The organism is Arthrobacter sp. KUASC02, from assembly GCF_059739395.1.
Map to the genome: position 1 here is coordinate 3,360,301 of NZ_AP046053.1, position 19,989 is coordinate 3,380,289.

Below are 19,989 nucleotides of genomic sequence, written 5' to 3' on the forward strand. Positions count from 1 at the left end.
ACATTACGTGTCCGGAAAATTTACTGTCAAGGTTCCGGGTTGCGCATGCCGGGCATCGCATCCGGGTCGTTAGGCGATAGCTTTGTTCCTATGACGTCTTCCGATGCCGAATTTCCGCAGCTCTTGAGCGCCGCCCGTGACTGGGCCGCCCACGACCCGGATCCCGCAACTGCCGCCGCTTTGACAGAACTCGTCCAGCTTTCCTCGGACGGGGTTCCTGCAGCCCGCCAGGAGCTTGAAGACAGCTTCAGCGGAACGCTGCAGTTCGGCACCGCAGGCCTCCGCGCTGAGCTTGGCCCCGGTCCCAACCGCATGAACCGCGTCGTCGTCCGGCGCGCGGCCGCAGGCTTCGCTGCGTTCCTGACCGCCGCCGTCGCGGAAGCCTCGCCGGGCACCCGGCCCCGCGCCGTCGTCGGCTATGACGCCCGCTACAACTCCGACATTTTCGCGGAGGAGACCGCCGCGGTGTTCACGGCTGCGGGAATCGAGACCTTCCTGATGCCGCAGGCGCTGCCGACGCCGCTGCTGGCCTACGCCGTCCGGGCCCTGGATTGCGATGGCGGCGTGATGGTGACAGCCAGCCACAACCCGCCGCAGGACAACGGCTACAAGGTGTACCTCGGCCGGCACGCCGTGGAGGAAAGCGGGCGCGGGGCGCAGATCGTGGCACCCTACGACGCCCTGATCGCCGCGGAAATCGACCGCGTGGGCACCCTGGACTCCATCACGCTCGCCCCGGCGGGCTGGACTGTGCTGGACCCATCCATCACCGCCGACTACGAGGCAGCGGTGGCCGCCCTGGCCCTGCCCGCGCAGTTCCCGGCCAGGGACCTGAAGATCGTCCTGACCCCCATGCACGGCGTGGGCGGCGAGACGGCCGTTGCCGTTCTGCAGGCGGCAGGATTCGGCGACGTCACGCTGGTGTCGGAACAGGCCCTGCCGGATCCGGACTTCCCCACCGTGAACTTCCCCAACCCGGAGGAACCCGGTGCCCTTGACCTGGCCCTGGAAACGGCAGCCCGCGTGGACGCCGACATCGTGCTGGCCAACGACCCCGACGCCGACCGGGCAGCCGTCGCCGCCAAGGATCCGGACACGGGTGCGTGGCGCATGCTTCGGGGTGACGAAGTGGGCGCGCTGCTGGGGGCACACATTGCGGCCAGGCTCGCCGGCCGCGAAACTGCGGCACGCGGCGTCTTCGCTAATTCGATCGTTTCCTCACGCCTGCTGGCGCAGATTGCCGCCGCGGCCGGGTACGCCCACGAAGAGACACTGACCGGCTTCAAGTGGATCTCCCGCGTTCCGGGCCTGCTCTACGGCTACGAGGAAGCGCTGGGTTACTGTGTGGCCCCGGAACTGGTCCGGGACAAGGACGGCATCTCCGCCGCAGTGCTCATCGCGGAACTTGCGGCCGCGGCCAAGGCCGACGGCAAGACGATTTTCGATACCCTCGACGAGCTGTACCTGGTGCACGGGCTGCACGCCAGCGACCAGCTCAGCATCCGAGTCGCGGACCTGGGCCTGCTGGACGCCATGATGAACCGGCTCCGGGTGAGCCCGCCGGAATCCTTCGGCGGATCCGCCGTCGAAACGTTCAAGGACCTGGCCGAAGGCAGCGAAAACCTGCCGCCGACGGACGGCCTGCTCTATCTCACCAAGGACCTCAGCCGGGTGATCATCCGGCCCAGCGGCACTGAGCCGAAACTGAAGTGCTACCTCGAAGTTGTCCGCAGCGTGGGTTCAGCTGCGGAACTGCCCGAGGCGCGGCAGGCGGCGCGGGCAGCCCTGGACGGCGTTCTGGGAGACGTTCGGGAAGCCCTGGGGCTCTAGTCAGGGCCCTGGTGCTCGGGTTGGGCCCTAGTTAGAGCTCAACCTCGACGTAGCCGTCCACCACACGGGTGCGGAACGTGGGGAGGCGGAGCTCTGCGGTGCCGAAGCACTCGCCGGTCTCCAGGTCATAGACCTCCTTGTGCAGCGGTGACGCAATGGTCTGGCGGGTTCCGCGTGAGCCCACGATGCCGCGTGCCATCACATGGGCGCCAGTAGCGGGGTCCTCCTGGGCCACGGCGAACACCTCTGCGGGCGCCGTGCGGAACAATGCCACCTGGCGGCCGGCGATCAATGCAGCCTCGCCCCAGGCCAGTTCCAGTTCCTCCACGGCGCAGACGCGGTTCCAGCCCGTCGCAACGCCGGTGCTCTGGTCTTCAAGTTCAAGTACTGCGGTCATTTCCGACCCCTCTCGCATCGCGTGCCGCCCGGCGCTCCTTGGAACGGCAGCCGGGCCCGGACCGCCAACGCGGCCACATCTCAAAGCTAGGGCTGCGGTGTTTCGGCGGCGTGCAGTCAATGTGTCCGGCACGTAAAAGGCAACTCACCTGCCCGGAAATCCATTCGTGATGCAGAAGTTAAGTTCACGAAACATAAGGGAAACTGAAGCGAAACTGCGCGTACCTAGTCTGGATGGACACCTCGATTGAGATGGTCGCAGATCACCGCTGCGCCCCATGCGAAAGGCCCACAGTGACCGAACAGACTTCAAGCACCGAGACTCCGCGCCGCATCGTCGTCGCCGGCGGCGGCCCCGCGGCCCACCGTTTTGCGGACGCAATGCATGCCCGCGGCCTCGAAGGCTGGCATGTCACGGTCCTCACCGAGGAAGCCCACCTCCCCTACGACCGGGTGGCCCTCAGCAAGGCGCTCACCGACAGCGACGTGGACCTCACCCTCGGCGCCGCTTCCATGTGGGACCACGATGCCCTGGCCCTGAAGACCGGCGAACGCGTCATCAAGATCAACCACGCTGCCAAGTCCGTTGAGACGGCAGCCGGCAACACCTACGAATTCGACGAACTGGTGGTGGCTACCGGTTCGGACGCCGCCCGCCTGCCGATCCCCGGCGCGGAGCACGTGCACGTCTACCGCACCCTCGAGGACGTGTGGGCCATCAACAAGGCGATCTCCGAACTCACCGAGAAGCTCGGCCGCAAGATCAACGCAGTCACCATCGGCGGCGGCCTCCTCGGCCTCGAATCGGCTGCAGGCACTGAACAGCTCGGCGCAACCCCCGTTGTGATCAACGGCGCCCCGTGGCTCATGAACACCCAGCTCGACGAAGGCGCGGGCCAGGCGCTCGGCCGCCTGATCGAAGCCAAGGGTTTCACCGTCCACGGCGGCGTGTTCCCCTCAGAAGTACTTTCCGAAGACGGCCAGGTTACCGGAGTGCTGATGGCGGACGGCCGCATCATCCCCGCCGATATCGTCGTCGTGGCCATCGGCGTCAAGCCGCGCGATGAACTCTTCCGCGCCGCTGAAGGCGAGGAGCAGCTGTTCGATCTCGGCCAGCGCGGCGGCGTCGTCATCACCGACGGCTGCGAAACCCAGGTTCCCGGCATCTGGGCCATAGGCGAGGTCGCCAACTTCGGCGGCATGTGCCTGGGCCTGGTGGCCCCGGCCAACACCATGGCCGAAATCGTCGCGGACCGGCTGCACGGCGGCGACGCAACTTTCCCCGGCTTCGACACCGCCACCAAGCTCAAGCTCTCCGGCGTTGACGTTGCCAGCTTCGGCGACGCCTTCGCCCGCACGGAACACGCCCTGGAGATCGTCTACGCCGACCCTGCCCGCGGCGTCTACCAGAAGATCGTCACCACGGACGATGCCAAGACCCTCCTGGGCGGCATCTTCGTGGGCGACGCCTCACCGTACATGAGCCTTCGCCCGCTCCTGGGCCGCGAACTTCCCGCCGAGCCGGGCGCGTTCCTCAGCGCTGCCGGCGGCGGCGAGGCCCCGGAGACGGAACTGCCGGACGACGCCATCCTGTGTTCCTGCAACAACGTGACTGCCGGGACCATCCGCGACACTGTCAACGGCTGCGGCGCCTGCGACGGGAATGCACCCGTCCAGGAACTCGGCGAGCTGAAGGGCTGCACCCGCGCCGGAACCAGTTGCGGTTCCTGCGTGCCGATGCTCAAGAAACTGCTGGAAACCGAACTCACCAAGTCCGGCGTCGAGGTCTCCAAGGCACTCTGCGAGCACATCGAGCTCTCCCGGCAGGAACTGTTCGACGCCATCCGGGTCCTGGAACTGACCTCCTTCGAAGAGATCATGGCCAAGTACGGCACCGGCGCCGGCTGCGACATCTGCAAGCCGACCATCGCCAACATCCTGGCCAGCCAGAACAGCGCCTACGTCCTGGACGCCGGCCGCGGAACGCTGCAGGACACCAACGACCGCGCCCTCGCCAACATGCAGAAGGACGGCACCTACTCGGTGGTCCCCCGCATCGCCGGCGGCGAGATCACCCCGAAGAAGCTCGGCGTGATCGCCGCCGTGGCCGAGAAGTACAACCTGTACACGAAGATCACCGGCGGCCAGCGCATCGACATGTTCGGCGCCCGGCTGGAGGAGCTGCCGGAAATCTGGAAGGAACTGGTGGACGCCGGCTTCGAATCCGGCCAGGCTTACGGCAAGAGCCTGCGGACCGTGAAGTCCTGCGTCGGTTCCACCTGGTGCCGCTTCGGCGTCCAGGACTCGGTGGCCATGGCCATCCAGCTCGAGCTCCGGTACCGCGGCCTCCGCAGCCCGCACAAGCTCAAGATGGGCGTCTCCGGCTGTGCCCGCGAATGCGCCGAGGCCCGCGGCAAGGACGTCGGCGTGATCGCCACGGCCGACGGCTGGAACCTGTACGTCGGCGGCAACGGCGGTGCCACCCCCGCCCACGCCCAGCTGCTGGCCAAGGACCTCGACGACGAAACCCTGATCAAGTACATCGACCGGTACTTCATGTACTACATCCGCACCGCCGACCGTCTGCAGCGCACCGCGCGCTGGCAGGAAGAGCTCGACGGCGGCATCAAGCACGTCGAGGATGTGGTGGTCAAGGACACCCTGGGAATCGCCGCAGACCTCGAAGCCGCCATGGAAAAGCATGTCGACACCTACATCGACGAATGGGCTGACACCCTGAAGGATCCCGAGCGCCTGCGCCGGTTCCGTTCCTTCGTCAACGCCCCGGACCAGAAGGACGACTCCATCACCTTTGTCTCCGACGAGCGCGGCCAGATGCGCCCGGCAACGGCAGAAGAGAAGGGGAAAGTCCTCATCGGGGCCACCATCCCGATGCGTCCCTCCACTCCGAAACTCGACAAGAACGAGGTATAGGCATGCAGCTCAGCATTGATCTCACGGGCCGTGAAGTCCTGGTCACCGGATCCGACCACGCCGCCCGGCAGGCAGTCCGCCGCTACCAGGCTGCCGGCGCCGTCGTCTCCCGCCTCAGCACACCGCAGGGTGCGAGCCACGACGGGCCGTTGCCCGAACGTCCGTTCCTTGTGGCTGCCGTCGACGACGGCCAGCCCGGCTGGGACGCGCTGCTGGACCGTTGCCGCGCCACCGGCATCCCCGTGGCCGTGGAACCGGTTGCGGGAGCAGTAGGGCACGTGACCCTGGTGGGCGGCGGCCCCGGCGTCGGCGAGCTGCTGACCGTTGCTGCTGTCAAGGCGCTGCGCGATGCCGACGTCGTGTTCTACGACCGGCTGGCCCCCTACCAGGAGCTGCCCTTCCTGACCTCGGCCGAGCTGGTGGATGTGGGAAAGCAGCCCGGCCACCACAAAGTGAGCCAGGGCGACATTGAAAAGCTCATGGTGCAGAGCGCCCTGGCCGGAAACAACGTGGTCCGCCTCAAGGGCGGGGACCCCTACGTCTTCGGCCGCGGCGGCGAGGAAGTTGCCGCCTGTGTGGCGGCCGGCGTTCCGGTGAAGGTCGTTTCCGGCGTCACCAGCGCCATCTCCGTTCCGGCGGCGGCCGGCATCCCGGTCACCCACCGCGAGGTCAGCCACATGTTCACCGTGGTGTCCGGCCACGCACCGCTGACTGAGAAGGAGCTCACGCACCTTGCCGGCCTGGGCGGGACCATTGTGGTCCTCATGGGCATCGGAACGCTGCACCAGCTGGCCGCCGGCCTCCGCCGCGCCGGCATGAAGGCAGACATGCCGATGGCCGTCGTCGAACGCGGCTACCGCCCCGGCCAGCGCACCACGATCGCCCAGCTCGGTACGATTGTTAAAGCGGCCGCCGATTGCACCAACCCGGCTGTGCTGGTCATCGGCGAGGTGGTGCGGGTGGCTGAAGCCAACCGCGGGCACGCCGAGGCGGCGGCTGATCTCGACCGCCTCGCAGCGTCACTGATGGAATCGTGAAAGAAAACCCATGAGCGCCATGAACTCTATTGCCCCCGCTTCCGGCCCCGGCCCGCAGGACTCCCCTGCTGCCGACGGCCCCGATTCGCCCCTGGAGGGATTCCGGATCGGCGTGACGTCGCACCGGCGTTCCCAGGACCTGATCGAGGCCCTGGAGCGGCGCGGAGCCGAGGTGCTGCACGCACCTGCGCTCAAGATCGCACCGGTGCAGGAGGACATGCGGCTTATCGACGACACCCGGGCCATCATTGCCGCCAAACCCGACCTCTGCATCGCCACCACCGCCTACGGCATGCGCCGCTGGTGCGAGGCGGCGGACGCGTCCGGCATCGGCGACGAACTGCTGGAGACCCTCGCGGCCTGCCGGATGTTCGTCCGCGGGCCCAAAGCCCGCGGCGCCGTCCGGGCGGCGGGGCTTGCCGACGTCGGGATCAGCAGCGACGAAACCACGGCCACCCTGGTGGACATGCTGCTGAAGGAAGGCGTCCGCGGCAAGACGGTGGCCGTCCAGCTGCACGGCTACACGGACGTCCGCCAGCTTGAGCGCCTCAGGATGTCCGGCGCCACCGTCCTGACCGTCACCCCCTACCGCTGGGTCAAGCCCGACGGCGAGGACAAACTTCCGCGCCTGATCGAGGCCGTCTGCAGCGGCAACCTGGACGTGCTGACGTTCACCAGTGCGCCCGCCGTCGATGCCATGTGGAGCACAGCCCACGAGATGGGCCTCTACAAGCAGCTCGTCGACGCCCTGAAAACCACGGTCACCACCGCGGTGGTGGGCCCCATCACCGCGCAGCCGCTGATCGACGCCGGGATCACGCCGCTGGTTCCGGAACGCTTCCGGATGGGTGCCCTGATCCGGTTGGTCTGCGAACACCTTGCCCTGAACCATGTGCGCCGCCTGGACACCCGGTCCGGCAACGTGGAGCTCCGCGGACGGTCGCTCCGGATCGACGGGGAGGCTGTTGAAATGGCACCGGCACCGCTCCTGCTCCTGCGGGCGCTGCTCGGTGCCGAGGGCGCGGTCCTGTCCCGCGAATCGCTCTCCGACCTGCTCGAACTGCGTGGCTCCGTGCACGCCCTGGACATGACTGTCAGCCGGCTGCGTTCCTCCCTGCCGGACGGCCGGATGGTGGAAACCGTGGTTAAGCGCGGGTACCGGATCCGGGTCTAGCGGTTCCTGCCGGACGTCCCCGCAAGGCTCCGCACTTTCCCGTCCGTGGACAGACCCGGTCCGCGGTGGGAACATGTCGCTATGGTTTGCGTCTGACCGCCCCGTGGCCGCTTGGGCACTCCTTGGGTGCCCGGCTGCCGGGGCGTTCGGCGATTCAGCTCTTCCGAGGGGAATTGCGTGGAACCGGTGGTGCAGGGCGACGACGATCCCGCGGAGTCTGTGGACGCTGTGGTGGTGGGTTCCGGCTTTGGCGGATCGGTAGCGGCCTACCGTTTGGCGGCCGGCGGCCAGTCGGTGGTCCTGATGGAACGGGGCAAGGCCTATCCGCCCGGGAGTTTCGCCAGGACGCCGTCCGAGATGGGCCGGAATTTCTGGGATCCGGACAAGGGCCTCTACGGGCTTTTTGACGCCTGGACTTTCCGCGGCCTCGAAGGAATCGTCTCCAGCGGACTGGGCGGCGGCTCACTCATCTATGCGAACGTGCTGCTGCGCAAGGACGAAAAGTGGTTCGTCCAGGAATCCCCCGTGCCCGGCGGAGGCTACGAAAGCTGGCCGTTCAGCAGGCAGGACCTCGACCCCTATTACGAGGCAGCCGAAGCCATGCTCCGGCCCGTGCCCTACCCCTATCAGGACACGCCGAAGACCCTGGCCATGGAAACGGCCGCCCGCGCGCTCGGACTCAGCATCACCCGGCCGCCCATCGCCGTCACGTTTGCCGCGTCCCCCGGAGAGGCTCCCGCCAGGAACCGGGTGCTGGCGCCCGCACCGTACGGAAGCGTCCACGGCGACGGGACCGTGCGCACCACCTGCACCCTGTCCGGGGAATGCGACATCGGCTGCAACACCGGCGCCAAGAACACCCTGGACCACAACTACCTGTCCGCGGCCAAGGCTGCCGGAGCGGACATCCGGACCCACCACGACGTCCGCGGCATCCGCCCCCTCCCGGCCGGCGGCTATGAGGTCCGCTACGTCGTCCACGATCCTGCCGACGCCCGGCCCGGGCTCCTGGAGGAACAGGTGATCCTCTGCCGCCGGCTCATCCTGGCCGCCGGCACCTTCGGCACCACGTTCCTGCTGCTGCGCAACCGCGCGTCGCTGCCTGCGCTGAGCCCGGCACTGGGTACACGGTTCAGCGGAAACGGCGACCTGCTGGGCTTCGTCCTGGATGCCCAGGACCCCGACGGCGTCACACGCACCCTTTCGGGCAGCATCGGGCCGGTAATCACCACGGCCATCCGCACGCCCGATTCCACCGACGGCGGTGACGGCCGCGGCTATTACATCGAAGACGCCGGGTACCCCTCGTTCATGAACTGGCTCCTGGAAACGGGACAGTTCCGCCAGGTGGCCAAGCGCGCCGGCAAAGTGATGGTGCAGCTCCTCAAGGACCGGCTCTTCCAGGCCCAGCGATCCAACATCTCCGCCGATCTGGCCGCCGCCCTGGGAGACGGCCGGCTCTCGGCGTCGTCGGTTCCCCTGCTCGGCATGGGGCGGGACATCCCGGACGGCGTCATGACCCTGCAGGGCGGCCGGCTGGCCATCAACTGGACCCTGGCCACCTCAGCCGCGTACTTCGGCCGGATGCAGGCCACCATGCAGGCGATCGCCAGGGAACTGGGCGGCAGCTTCAAGCAGAACCCGCTGTGGTGGAGCAAACGCGTCATCACCGTGCATCCGCTCGGCGGTGCCCCGGCCGGCCGGAACAGCAGCGATGGCGTGTGCGACGCGTACGGTGAGGTGTTTGGCTACCCCGGGCTCCATGTGGTGGACGGCGCCGCGATGCCAGGGCCGGTGGGAGCCAACCCCGCCCTGACCATCGCCGCCTTTGCCGAACGGGCCTGCCGCCGGATCCTGCAGGGAACCGGCAGCGCCCGGCAGCGGGGCGGCCTGGATGACGCCGGTGTCCGGCCTGGCGCTTCCAACGAGCCGTTCGAGGGCGGGCGTTACGACGGCGGGCCGCCGCGCGCCCTGGTGCCGGACGCCACCAAAGGTGCGAAGGCACCCCGGGAGGAAAGGACGCTGGTCCCGCGCACCCGCAGCCGTTCGCTGGGGCTGCCCGGCGCCGGCCCCGGCCCCGGGCCCGGGCCCGGCGATGCTGGAGGCGCAGATGCCGGAGGCGAAGATGCCGGAGTGCTTTCCGAAAGCGAGGCGTTGCAGGAGGCCGAAATCGAAGAGGAAACGGAGCTGGCCGAAACAGGGCCGACGTCGGTCAGCTTCACCGAACAGATGCACGGGTGGTTCAGCGCCGGCGTGTCGGACCCCGAGAAGGGCCGCGGCCTGGGCCGTGACCGGAGCCGCCGGATGATGTTCGAGCTCACCATCACGGCCCCGGATATTGACGCGTTTGTCCGTGATCCGCTCCATCCGGCCACCGCGGAAGGCTACGTCCTGGCGGACCAGTTCGGCGGCCGCCTTCCGGTGGAACGCGGCTGGTTCAATCTCTTCGTCAAGGACGGCGGTCCTGATGCGGCCGGACGGAAGATGCTCTACCGTCTCTGGCTGCGGGATCCCGGCGGCACCCCGCTCACCTTCGTGGGCCACAAGGACGTCCGCAACGACGCAGGCTTCGACGTCTGGGCTGACACCACCACGCTGTACGTCACCGTCCTCCGCGGGCACCTTCCGCCGCCGGACACAGCCACCGCCGCTGCCACTGCCACAGCGGCCACTGCTGACGCCGCCGCGTCCGCTGCCGCCGTGGCGGGGGCCGGAGTGCTTTACATCCGGCCGTGGGACTTCACCCGGCAACTGACCACTTTCCGGGCGGTGGGCCCGTCGCCTGCGAGCGCCCTTGCGGCGTTCGGAAAGGTGTTCCTGGGTGAGCTGTGGCAGGTGTACTCCGGCAGAGTCACCGGCAAGGTCACCGGCCGGCAATGAAGGGCGGCGCGGCATGAAGCGGGCTGAGCTGGCGCAGCACAGCAACGGACTTGGCTTCACTCCGCGGGACGCTGTGCGCTGGCTGGCACCGGCCCAGCTGGGCAGGACCGCCGTGCGGGTTGTCCTCGCGTCCGTCTTCGCCGATTTCGGTGACAAACGCGAACTGGAGGGCGGCTTTCCCCGTTACGAGCTGGACCTGGAACGCCTGCCTGTCGCGGGCCAGCCCGCGCAGCCGGTGGTCCGCGGCCTTGGCCTGCCCGGTGCTGGTAATGCCGGTGCTGGTAATGCCCGTGCGGCGGCTAGCCCGGCGGAGGCTAACACCGCGGAGGCTGGCGCCGCTGGGACGGAACGGTCTTCCGGGGCCGAAGACCTGTGGCTGGATTTCACGGCTGACCTGGGTGACGGCTTCGACCCCACCTACACGGTGGCCTCGCTGCTGGCGGAAGCGTCGCTGCAGGTGGACGGGCAGGAGCTTCGCCGCGGGAAGGTGCTGGTGCTGGGCGGCGACGAGGTGTATCCGGTGGCATCGCCCGCCGCGTACGAGGACCGCATGGTGGGTCCCTACCGGACGGCGCTTCCCGGCGGCCGCTCCCCCGGCCGCGCCGGCGTGCTGCTGGCCCTCCCCGGCAACCACGACTGGTACGACGGCCTGACCTCCTTCATCCGGCTGTTCACCCGGCAACGGAACATCGGCGGCTGGCGGACCATCCAGACGCGAAGCTACTTTGCCCTCCGCCTCACCGGCGGGGACGACGCTCCCGGCTGGTGGCTCGTGGGGCTGGACAGCCAGCTGGGCCAATACATCGACGAACCGCAGCTCGACTACTTCTACAACACGGTGACCACCAGGCTTCTGCCGGGCGACGCCGTCATCCTCTGCGTTGCGGCCCCCTACTGGGTGCGGGAAACGCAAAACGCCAACGCCTTCCGGCAGGTGCATTTCTTCGAGCAGGACTACCTTCGGCGGCGATTCAACCGCCGCGCCGGGATCTTCGAGGAAACCGGCGCCTCCGTCCGGCTGTGGCTCACCGGGGACCTGCACCACTATTCGCGCTACGAGGAACTGCCAGGGGAACTGCCGGGGGACGCTGGCTCAACCGCCGACAACCGGACCGGGGCCGACCCGGGCCGGACCCAGCTCATCACCTGCGGCCTGGGCGGCGCCTTCCTGGCGGACGCCGGGTGGCTGCCGCCGGAGCTCACGCTTCCCGGACACCGGCCGGCACCCGCACCGGCGGACCACACACCGGCGGACCACCAGCCTGCCCACAATACGGCGGACCACCAGCCTGCCCGGGGCCGCCGTTTCGTCCTGGCTCCGGGGACATTCCCGGGACGGGCGGAGTCCCGTCAGTTCCGCGGACGCCTCGCCAATCCGCTCTCACCGTTCTGGCTTCCGGTGCGTAATCCGGGGTTCGGCTCGGCGCTTGGTGTCGCCCACATGCTGGCGGCACTGACCCTCTGGACCGTGTTCAGCGCGTTCCGCGGACTCTCTTTCCCGGACAGCCTCGCCACCCTGAAAACAGGCAACACCATGCTGCTGGCACTGACGTTCCTCGGCGTGCCTTTGCTGTTGCTTCTGCTGCTGGCCACCCTCGGCACCGCGCTCGGACTCAACCGCGATCCGCGGGAAAACGGCGCCGGGTTCACTGTTGCCCGGGGCGCGCTCTGGCAACTGTCGGCGCTCGGGGCGGGGATCGCCGTCGTCCTCCTCCTTCCCTGGCCGGCCGGGTTGCCGCCGTTCCTGACCCTTGGACTGGTGCTCACTTTCACGTTTGCCACCGGCTACGCGGCCGGCAGCGAAGCGTTCGCCTTCTTCATCCTGGGCACGGGAAGCGGCGAAGTGGCCTCGTGGGCCATGTCCGGGCAGGCCATCGAAGACCACAAGGGCTTCCTGCGGATCCGGATCGCCCCGGACGGCAACCTGACGGTCTATCCGGTGGCAGTGGACCGGATCTGCCGGGACTGGGATGTGGAAAGGAACGACGACGGCGGCCTCCGCCCGGTCCCGGCCGGCGGGCTGCCGCCGCTGCGGCTTTTCGAACCGCCGATCACCATCGCCAGGGAGGGATTCCCGCCATGAACAACCCGCGCACCATCACCCGGGCGGACCACGTCACGGAAGTCATCCCCTTTCCGGCCGGCGACGGAACGCCGCTGACCCTGGTGCACATCACCTCCGCCGTGCCTCCTGACGCCGGAGCGCCCGAGAAGGGGCCGGTGCTGCTGGTCCACGGGGCCGGAGTCCGGGCCGAGCTCTTCCGGCCGCCGCTGCCGCGTACCCTGGTGGATGCCCTGCTGGAAGACGGCTGGGACGTCTGGCTGCTGAACTGGCGGGCCTCGATCGACTTTGAACCCCTCTCGTGGACCCTGGGCGACGCAGCGGTGTACGACCACCCTGCCGCCGTCGACTATGTCCTGGGCGCGACCGGTGCCGAAACGCTGAAGGCGGTCATCCACTGCCAGGGCTCGGTGTCCTTCACCATGGCGGCCGTGGCCGGGCTCCTCCCCCGGGTGGACACGGTGGTCTCCAACGCCGTATCCCTGCACCCGGTGATCCCGCTGTGGTCGATCGTCAAGATCACGTACCTGGCCGAGCTGCTGAAACCGTTCACTCCGTACTTGTCGCCGGCATGGGGCTACAAGTCCAACGGGTACCTCTCCCGGATCCTCCGGTCCATGGTCAAGGCCACCCACCATGAATGCAACAACCTGGTGTGCCGGCTGGTCAGCTTCACGTACGGCAGCGGCCGGCCAGCGCTCTGGTCACACGAGAACCTGGATGAGGCCACCCACAACTGGATCAGCGGCGAGTTCGCGGAAGTGCCGTTCACCTTCCTGTCCGAGATGGGCCGCAGCGTACTGGCCAGGCGCATGGTGGCCGCCGGAAACCACCCGGAACTGCCCGCGAATTTCCTGGCCGACGCGCCGCAGACGGACGCCAGGTTCTCCTTCCTGGCCGGGCGCAACAACCGCTGCTTCCTGCCCGAAAGCCAGGAGCGGACTTTCAGCTTCTTTCAGGGCCACCGTCCCGGCAAGGACTCACTGCACCTGCTGTCCGGCTACGGGCACCTGGACGTCTTCTTTGGAGTCCGCGCCTGGGCGGACACCTATCCCGTCATCCTCAAGGAGCTGAACAGATGAACAGACTCATCGGACTGGCTGCATCCCTGCTGCGGCTGGCGCCTTCCCCGGTGCCGCACCGCCAGGAGCGCCTGCGCGGACACCATGCCACGGTGGACGGCATCAAATACTCCATGCCCGTCAATTCGGACGATTCCCCGGTGCTGATGGCGGCGTTCCCCATCAACAAGCGCGCCGCCGCGGCCGTCCTGCCCGGCACGGAGCTCCGGCCGTTCAGCCTCAGCGGGAAGGGGCTGCTGGTGGTCACCGTGGTGAACTACAAATCGACGGACATCGGCCAATACATTGAATACTCCTTGGCGATCGCCGTCACGCACGGTTCCCGGCCGGCGCCCCCGCTCCTGCCGCTGGTATTCCAGAAGACGTTCGGGCTCGGCCAGTACGTGGTGGACCTACCTGTCAGCACCGAAATCTCGGTCAAGGGCGGCAAAGGCATCTGGGGCATGCCCAAGCACCGGGCCAGCCTGGACTTCGTGGTCACCGATTCAACCGTTTCCGCGCAGTACGACGACGCCGGCAGGCTGGGGTGCTTCGTCGAAATTGAACGCCCCGGGCCAATGGGCATCCCGCTGAAGCTGGCCGCCTCCAACTACTGCGCCTTCCGCGGAATGCTGATGAAGTCCGACATCTACTTCGAAGCCACCGGGGACATCGCACTGGGAGGCAATGCCAAGGCCCGGCTGGTGCTGGGTGACGCGCCGGGCGTTGCCGTCCTCAAAACCCTCCAGCCGGCGGAAAAACCCGTGTTCACCGCCTATCTTCCCGAAGCCCGCGGAGTGCTGGACGACCACTACGAGGCGTGGTTCCTGACCGCACCAACCGCGGAGGAGGCCGCCCGGATCCCCGGCGGCGACCCGCTGGAGTCCGTCGTCGGCCTGGGCCAGGGCCAGGAATGGCTGCCCGCGCCGGACCGGGGACGCACGTCCCAGGGCACGTCCGGCGGTGCCGGCACCGGTTCCGGCACCGGAGATGCGCCGTGAACTGGCTGCTGCTGCTGAACGCGTTGTACTTCCTGTTCGGCGCCACCATGTACGTGGGCACCATGTGGGTCCTGAAGTTCTTCCTCTACCCCACGTGGGAGTCCCTGGACCGCGGCAACGTGGACATGCACTTCGGCATCCCCACCCGCCAGGCCACCAAGTTCTTCACCGTGGTGGTGCCGCCGATGTTCATCGCCGGCATCATTCTGGTCTGGACGGGGTGGGGCACGGTCCGGATTGTCCCCGCGGTCCTTTGCCTGCTGGGCATCATCGTCCTCACGGTGGTGGGCCAGGCCATGATCATTCCCGTCAACATCAGGATCCGGGGCGGGGACTTCGCCGACGACGCCGAACTCCGTTCCCTGCTGCGCCGGTGGATGCTGCTCAACGACATCCGCTTCTACGTCTCCACACTCACCTGGCTGGCCATCGTCTGGCTGCTGGTGGACCGGGGCCGGCTGTGGGAGGCGTTCGCATGAGCGGCATTGCCCGCCCGTCCGGGGCGGCTGTTCCCGGCGTCGGCGCCTGGATCGCGGCGGATCCGCTGCGCGCCGTCCTGGCAGCAATCGCCGTCGTCACCGTCTTTTCCGGTGCTGTCCAGATACCGTTCGGCGGCGCCGTCCTTGAGCTGCTGGGGGCGGAGCCGACGACGGCGGCGCGCCAGTTGTTCGGCACCGTGGGCATGTTCATGGTGGTGGTGGGCGGACTCCTGCTGCACACGCTGCTGCGCCCCCGGCCCGCGGCCGAGGTGCTGCTGTGGTCCGGCGTGCAGAAGGCGGGGGCCTGCGCCGCCGTCGCGATCGGGGTCATCAACGGTGTTTTTGCGCCGGTGGCGCTGGCGGTGGCGGTCTTCGACCTTGCGACGGCGGCGATCTGCCTGATCTACCTTCGCCGGATTTACTGGGAAAGCGGTCCCCGTGTGTCCGGAACGGGCCCTGGAAGCGGCTTGGGAACCGGACCGGGGACACGACCGTGAAACGCTCGCTGGTACTGGCCGGCGGCGGGATGCGGGTGGCCTGGCAGGCCGGCGTGGTCCGCGCGCTCGCTGAAGAAGGCCTGCACTTCGACCACATTGACGGGACGTCCGGCGGCATCCTGACAGCCGGCATGCTGCTGTCCGGGGTGCCTGCCGAGGACATGTGCCGGAACTGGTCCGGCGTGAACGTCAAGGACTTCGGCTCGGCACTTCCGCTCGGCGACTACGCGAAGGGGCCGTGGTCGCTGCCCGCCATCGGCGACGCGGACGGCCTGCTCGGCAAGGTGTTTCCGGCCCTCGGGATCGACGACGGCGAGATCCGGCGCCGGGCAGCCCTGCCGGGCGCCGTCGAAGGCACCTTCAACGTGGTTGAATTTACCGGAAAGCTCTGCCATGCCATCGACGCGCGGGACATCGATGCCGGACTGATGGCAGCCGGAATGTCCTTGCCCATTTTCCTCACGCCGCTGCGACGCGACGGGAAGATCTGGACTGACGCGGTCTGGGTCCGCGACGCCAACGTGGCCGAAGCCCTCCGTCGCGGGGCGGACGAGGTGTGGCTTGTCTGGTGCATCGGCAACACCGGCTACTGGGGCGACGGCCCGCTGGAACAGTACGTCCACATGATCGAAATGAGCGCCATGGGCGCCCTCCTGGCCGACTTCGAGGCCGCGAAGGCTGCCGGCAGGGACTTCATCCTCCACGTTGTCAGGCCAGAGAATCCCCTGCCGCTGGATCCGGAGTTCTACCTGAACCGGATCGACGCGGACACCTTGATCGGCATGGGGTACCGGGATGCCCGCAGCTACCTCAAGGACATGACTGCCGAGGGCCTGCCCAAGGATGCATCCTGCACTGCGATGGTGGAACCTCCGGCAGGCATCCGCTTCACCGAGCGGTTTGTCGGCCAGGACGGCGGGGACGGCGACGGCGGGGACGGCGGTTGGGCAGGCGACGGCGACGGCCCACCCGATGAGGAAGTGCGCCTGACGATCACGGTGGCGCTGCCGCTCGACGGTTCAGGCGCAGCGGCCCGGCTCACAGGGTTCCTCGACTACGCACCGTTCGGTCCACGGATCTTCCTCGCCGGCGGACGGGTGGACGTCCGCGGCGACTCAGTGATCTACCGGGCTTCCGTTCGTGCGGGCGGCGCCTGGCACCGCCTGTCCCTTGCCCGGGTTTTCCACGACGATCCCGGCCCGGACGCCTGGGACGACACCAGGCAGGCCCGCCTGACAGTGGGTTCACTGCTGGATGTGCCGGTCACCATGGGGCTGGCCGATGCCGCGGCCCTGATCGCCTCCGTGGAACCGGCCGGCGTCCACGGCCCCGGAGGCAGGGCCGGCGTCCTCGCAACCATTGCAGCCCGGGGGCTTCGCGAGGCTTTCCGCCGGTATGGCTAAGCGCTCCCCGCAGGCGGCAAGGGTCCGGGAGGCAGACTGGTGGCAACGCCGGGAGGCAGGGCCGGACGCGAGCTGACTGTGAGGCAGGACACATCGAAAGTACACGTTTGTTGCCGGCTGGTAAACATCGTGGAACGGGCAGGGACATTCCGGCAACAACCGGGAAACACCCTCGAAAAACCTGAAGCCTACGCTGGGTTTCATCACCAACCGGGGCCAAACGAAGGCCTCACCAGCGAAAGGGCCTTCACATGTCCGCCTCGGCACCGTCCATTCCCTCCTCCGCCTCGTTCCAGGCGTCACCGCCTGTTCAGCGCGTGGTCATCGCCGGAGCCGGACCTGCTGCCCGTGCCCTGGTGGGCAAGCTGGACGGGTCCCGCTTCGCAGGCAGCATCACCGTACTCAGCAACCGCGACGACGCCCCGTCCGAGCTCCTGGAACTGGCGGCGCTCCCCCAGGTCTCGATCCGCTTCGGCCAGCCGGCCAGCTTCATCGATGCGGCCAACCGTGTGGTGACCACCTCTGACGGCATGGAATTCAGCTACGACCAGCTGGTGATTGCCACCGGCTCCGCCCCGGCATTGTCTCCCGTGGACGGCGCCGGCCGCTGCCTCAGCTACTCCACCATCGACGACGCCGCCCGCATCGGCGACGCCGTCAAGGAAGTCACCCGCGTCCTGGGCCGGCGGCCGCTGGGGATCCTGGTGGGAACCGGCCCGGAGGCGGGCCAGGCCGAAGCGGTGCTGCGCGCCCGCGGGGTGAGGCCCGTCCGCACCACGCTCCGGCCGGCCGCCGTGGTTCCGACGCTCGCCGGTTCCGTGCTCCCGGCCGCCGGGATTGTGTTCGACGACGGCAGCAGCATGAACGGCGACCTGGTGGTCCTGGCCGAGGAGCGGGTGGCTCGGGACGGCCTGGCGGCCAGTGCCGGCCTGGAGACGGCTGCGAACGGCGGAATCGTGATCGGCCAGGACTTCCGGACCTCCGTCCCGGGAATCTGGGCCATCGGCGACGCCGCCTCGTACGACGGCGTCCGGCTGGGCCTCCTGGTGGCCTCAGGCTCCGCGGCGGGGGCGTGCGCAGACCAGCTCATGCAGGCAACTCTGCAGGCGCCTGTGCAGGCTGCCGCCTAGCGTCGTTGTGGCAAGATGGTCACCTGAGAAGCCACGAAGAAAACGGCGCCTGCTGCCCACGAGGCCCGGCAGGCCCACCAGGAAGGACCACCATGAGCAACGAAGCCAGCGCGGCCGGCACACCTGACGCCACCGCTGCGGGAGTCACCGCACCCGGGGCCACCGGACACGGAGAAATCGCCTCCTTCATCGACCACACGCTGCTGAAGCCGGAGGCCAGTGAGGCGGAGATCCTCAAAGTCTGCTCCGAAGCCGCCGAATACCACTTCAAGTCCGTCTGCGTGAACCCGGTGTGGGTCAAGACCGTCAGCACCGCGCTCAAGGGCTCCGGCGTCCTGACCTGCTCGGTGGTCGGCTTCCCGCTGGGAGCCACGCCCACCGACGTCAAGGCCTTCGAGGCCCGCGGCGCTGTGCTGGACGGGGCCGACGAGGTGGACATGGTCATCAACATCGCAGCCGCCCGCGCCGATGACAAAGGCGCGCTGGTTGATGACATCAGGGCCGTCGCCGAAGCTGTGCACGGCAGCGACGCGATCCTGAAGGTGATCATCGAAACAGCGCTGCTCAGCGATTCCCAGAAAGTCCTTGCCTGCGAGGCGGCGGTGGAGGCCGGGGCTGACTTCGTCAAGACATCCACGGGCTTCAACGGCGGCGGGGCCACTGTTGACGACGTGGCCCTGATGCGCCGCACGGTGGGCCCGGATGTCGGCGTCAAGGCCTCGGGCGGCGTGCGTTCACTGGCTGACGCGCAGGCTATGATTGCAGCAGGTGCAACACGTATTGGCGCCAGTTCCGGCATTGCGATCGTCAAGGGTGAACAGGGTTCGTCCGCGTACTGACCAGATCCGGAAACGCCACAGTTTTTGAGCCCTTCGGGGCGTTTTGAGCCCTGCGGGGCCGAGGAGGAATGAATGTCCAAGACCGTTGATAGCCCCAAGACCCCTCAGAACGAGAACAGCCTTGCCGGGAGCATTGCCGTTTTCGCGGTCATGATGGTCCTGTTCCTCGGCTCCATCTACTCGCTGTCCTTCCTCACGCTCGGCAACCCGTGGCCGATGGCCGTCTGCCTGGGCCTGTTTGCGGCAGCGTTCTGGATCCCGCAGACCATCCTGGGCCGTTCGGATTCGGCCGGCGAGCACTAAGCCTTCGAAATTAAGCGACTGAAGCCCCCGGATCTTCCGGGGGCTTCAGCTCTTTAAACGGGGCGGCGGCTTAGCAGCCAGCCGCTTAGCAGCCGGCCGTTTAAGCGTCCGGCTGCGCCGCTGGCTGCATGGTGCGGCTAGCCGGCGCCGAACAGGCTGTTGACCAGGGTGCTTCCGAGGGCAAGCGCGGCCGGGTAATGCGCCTTGGCCAGCGCCCACGCGGCCACGCACATCCCCACCATGGCGTAGGCGCTCACCGGAATCAGCACAAGCCACTCGCGGCGGGAGCCGGCCCGCCCCAGCAGGGGGATGGAAAACGCCCCGTTGGCCTTCCAGACGTCGTTCAGCACCGGCAGCTTCCGCAGGAACTTGGGCGGCTTGATCACGATCGGCCAGAGCAGGGGGACTCCCCCGGTGGTGATCATGTCTCCGACGATGTGGACCACCACCCCGGTGAGCATCGAGACCGGCAGCCAGGTCCATTGATCCGGCGCGAACCAGGTGACGAGGCCGGCCATGGTCAGGGCAAAGAGCCAGTTGCTGATAAAGCCTGACTTGGGGAAGAGTTTGAGGGCCTTGGCGGCGATATTGATCATGAACATGCAGAGCAGGCCGGCGCCCACGGACAGCAGGCCCCAGTCCGTGTGCAGCTGGATCTGCCCGGCAATGGTGGCCAGCAGCACAAAGAAGGCCGCCCCCAGTACCGAGTGCGTTCCCTGCCGGTGGCCGCCGCTGGCGTTTTCGATCCCGACGGCAATCACGTTCGAGAGCGGCGGCAGCGAATTGGCGACGGTGCTGTGCCGGTGGTCCCAGTCGCACACCAGCGCGGTTCCGGCCGTCGCCATGCCGCCGATCAGGATTCCGGTGGCGTCCAGCGGGTACCAGCCCAGGGTGTACGGCCCCGTTGAGGCAATGGCTACCCACGCCGCGGCTCCCGACGCGGCGTGATGTCCTCCCATCATT

General features: G+C 68.1%; 16 protein-coding genes. 14 read left to right on the forward strand and 2 right to left on the reverse strand.

Annotation, left to right across the window (positions count from 1 at the left end):
- Positions 1 to 90 precede the first annotated feature (90 nt).
- Entirely contained in the window at positions 91 to 1,830 is a 1,740-nt protein-coding gene (locus AC6JAC_RS15520) for a phospho-sugar mutase (RefSeq protein ID WP_497965330.1), read from the forward strand.
- 31 nt (positions 1,831 to 1,861) lie between these two features.
- Here AC6JAC_RS15520 and nirD read toward each other — a convergent pair whose 3' ends face one another.
- Positions 1,862 to 2,227 (reverse strand): nitrite reductase small subunit NirD, encoded by a 366-nt coding sequence (nirD, locus tag AC6JAC_RS15525; protein ID WP_028272505.1) that lies wholly within the window; start codon positions 2,225 to 2,227, stop codon positions 1,862 to 1,864.
- Between the two features lie 293 nt (positions 2,228 to 2,520).
- On the opposite strand from nirD, the gene nirB reads away from it, so the two are divergent.
- The 13 genes from nirB (at position 2,521) to AC6JAC_RS15590 (ending at position 19,026) form a co-directional block, all read left to right on the forward strand.
- Complete coding sequence (nirB, locus tag AC6JAC_RS15530) at positions 2,521 to 5,160, forward strand: nitrite reductase large subunit NirB (protein ID WP_497965332.1); 2,640 nt, start codon at positions 2,521 to 2,523, stop codon at positions 5,158 to 5,160.
- A 2-nt stretch (positions 5,161 to 5,162) separates the two neighbouring features.
- Positions 5,163 to 6,197, forward strand: a complete 1,035-nt coding sequence (cobA, locus tag AC6JAC_RS15535; RefSeq protein WP_028272503.1) for a uroporphyrinogen-III C-methyltransferase — start codon at positions 5,163 to 5,165, stop codon at positions 6,195 to 6,197.
- A gap of 19 nt (positions 6,198 to 6,216) precedes the next feature.
- Entirely contained in the window at positions 6,217 to 7,371 is a 1,155-nt protein-coding gene (locus tag AC6JAC_RS15540) for a uroporphyrinogen-III synthase (RefSeq protein WP_028272502.1), read from the forward strand.
- A 177-nt stretch (positions 7,372 to 7,548) separates the two neighbouring features.
- Positions 7,549 to 10,251 carry a GMC oxidoreductase gene (locus tag AC6JAC_RS15545; protein WP_497965334.1) on the forward strand — a complete coding sequence of 901 codons (2,703 nt, stop codon included), beginning with the start codon at positions 7,549 to 7,551 and terminating at the stop codon, positions 10,249 to 10,251.
- Positions 10,252 to 10,264: 13 nt separating this feature from the next.
- Entirely contained in the window at positions 10,265 to 12,334 is a 2,070-nt protein-coding gene (locus AC6JAC_RS15550; RefSeq protein ID WP_497965336.1) for a hypothetical protein, read from the forward strand.
- A complete protein-coding gene (locus AC6JAC_RS15555; RefSeq protein WP_051629065.1) occupies positions 12,331 to 13,395 on the forward strand; it encodes an alpha/beta fold hydrolase in 1,065 nt (354 codons plus the stop codon). Before AC6JAC_RS15550 ends, AC6JAC_RS15555 begins: the two co-directional genes overlap by 4 nt.
- A complete protein-coding gene (locus AC6JAC_RS15560) occupies positions 13,392 to 14,375 on the forward strand; it encodes an acetoacetate decarboxylase family protein (protein ID WP_051629064.1) in 984 nt (327 codons plus the stop codon). Before AC6JAC_RS15555 ends, AC6JAC_RS15560 begins: the two co-directional genes overlap by 4 nt.
- Positions 14,372 to 14,854 (forward strand): DUF1772 domain-containing protein, encoded by a 483-nt coding sequence (locus AC6JAC_RS15565; RefSeq protein WP_028272497.1) that lies wholly within the window; start codon positions 14,372 to 14,374, stop codon positions 14,852 to 14,854. Before AC6JAC_RS15560 ends, AC6JAC_RS15565 begins: the two co-directional genes overlap by 4 nt.
- Positions 14,851 to 15,351: a hypothetical protein gene (locus AC6JAC_RS15570; RefSeq protein ID WP_231511374.1), complete on the forward strand. Its 501-nt coding sequence runs from the start codon at positions 14,851 to 14,853 to the stop codon at positions 15,349 to 15,351. Before AC6JAC_RS15565 ends, AC6JAC_RS15570 begins: the two co-directional genes overlap by 4 nt.
- Positions 15,348 to 16,754 carry a patatin-like phospholipase family protein gene (locus AC6JAC_RS15575; RefSeq protein ID WP_028272496.1) on the forward strand — a complete coding sequence of 469 codons (1,407 nt, stop codon included), beginning with the start codon at positions 15,348 to 15,350 and terminating at the stop codon, positions 16,752 to 16,754. The genes AC6JAC_RS15570 and AC6JAC_RS15575 overlap by 4 nt, the downstream gene beginning before the upstream one ends.
- Before the next feature lie 251 nt (positions 16,755 to 17,005).
- The gene (locus AC6JAC_RS15580; protein WP_028272495.1) at positions 17,006 to 17,884 is read left to right on the forward strand and encodes an FAD-dependent oxidoreductase; all 879 of its coding nucleotides are present in this window, start codon (positions 17,006 to 17,008) and stop codon (positions 17,882 to 17,884) included.
- Positions 17,885 to 17,976: 92 nt separating this feature from the next.
- Positions 17,977 to 18,723: a deoxyribose-phosphate aldolase gene (gene deoC, locus AC6JAC_RS15585; RefSeq protein ID WP_028272494.1), complete on the forward strand. Its 747-nt coding sequence runs from the start codon at positions 17,977 to 17,979 to the stop codon at positions 18,721 to 18,723.
- 72 nt (positions 18,724 to 18,795) lie between these two features.
- Positions 18,796 to 19,026 carry a hypothetical protein gene (locus tag AC6JAC_RS15590; RefSeq protein ID WP_028272493.1) on the forward strand — a complete coding sequence of 77 codons (231 nt, stop codon included), beginning with the start codon at positions 18,796 to 18,798 and terminating at the stop codon, positions 19,024 to 19,026.
- Between the two features lie 137 nt (positions 19,027 to 19,163).
- Here the strand turns inward: AC6JAC_RS15590 and AC6JAC_RS15595 are convergent, their stop codons facing one another.
- Positions 19,164 to 19,988, reverse strand: a complete 825-nt coding sequence (locus AC6JAC_RS15595; protein ID WP_028272492.1) for a metal-dependent hydrolase — start codon at positions 19,986 to 19,988, stop codon at positions 19,164 to 19,166.
- Position 19,989 lies beyond the last annotated feature (1 nt).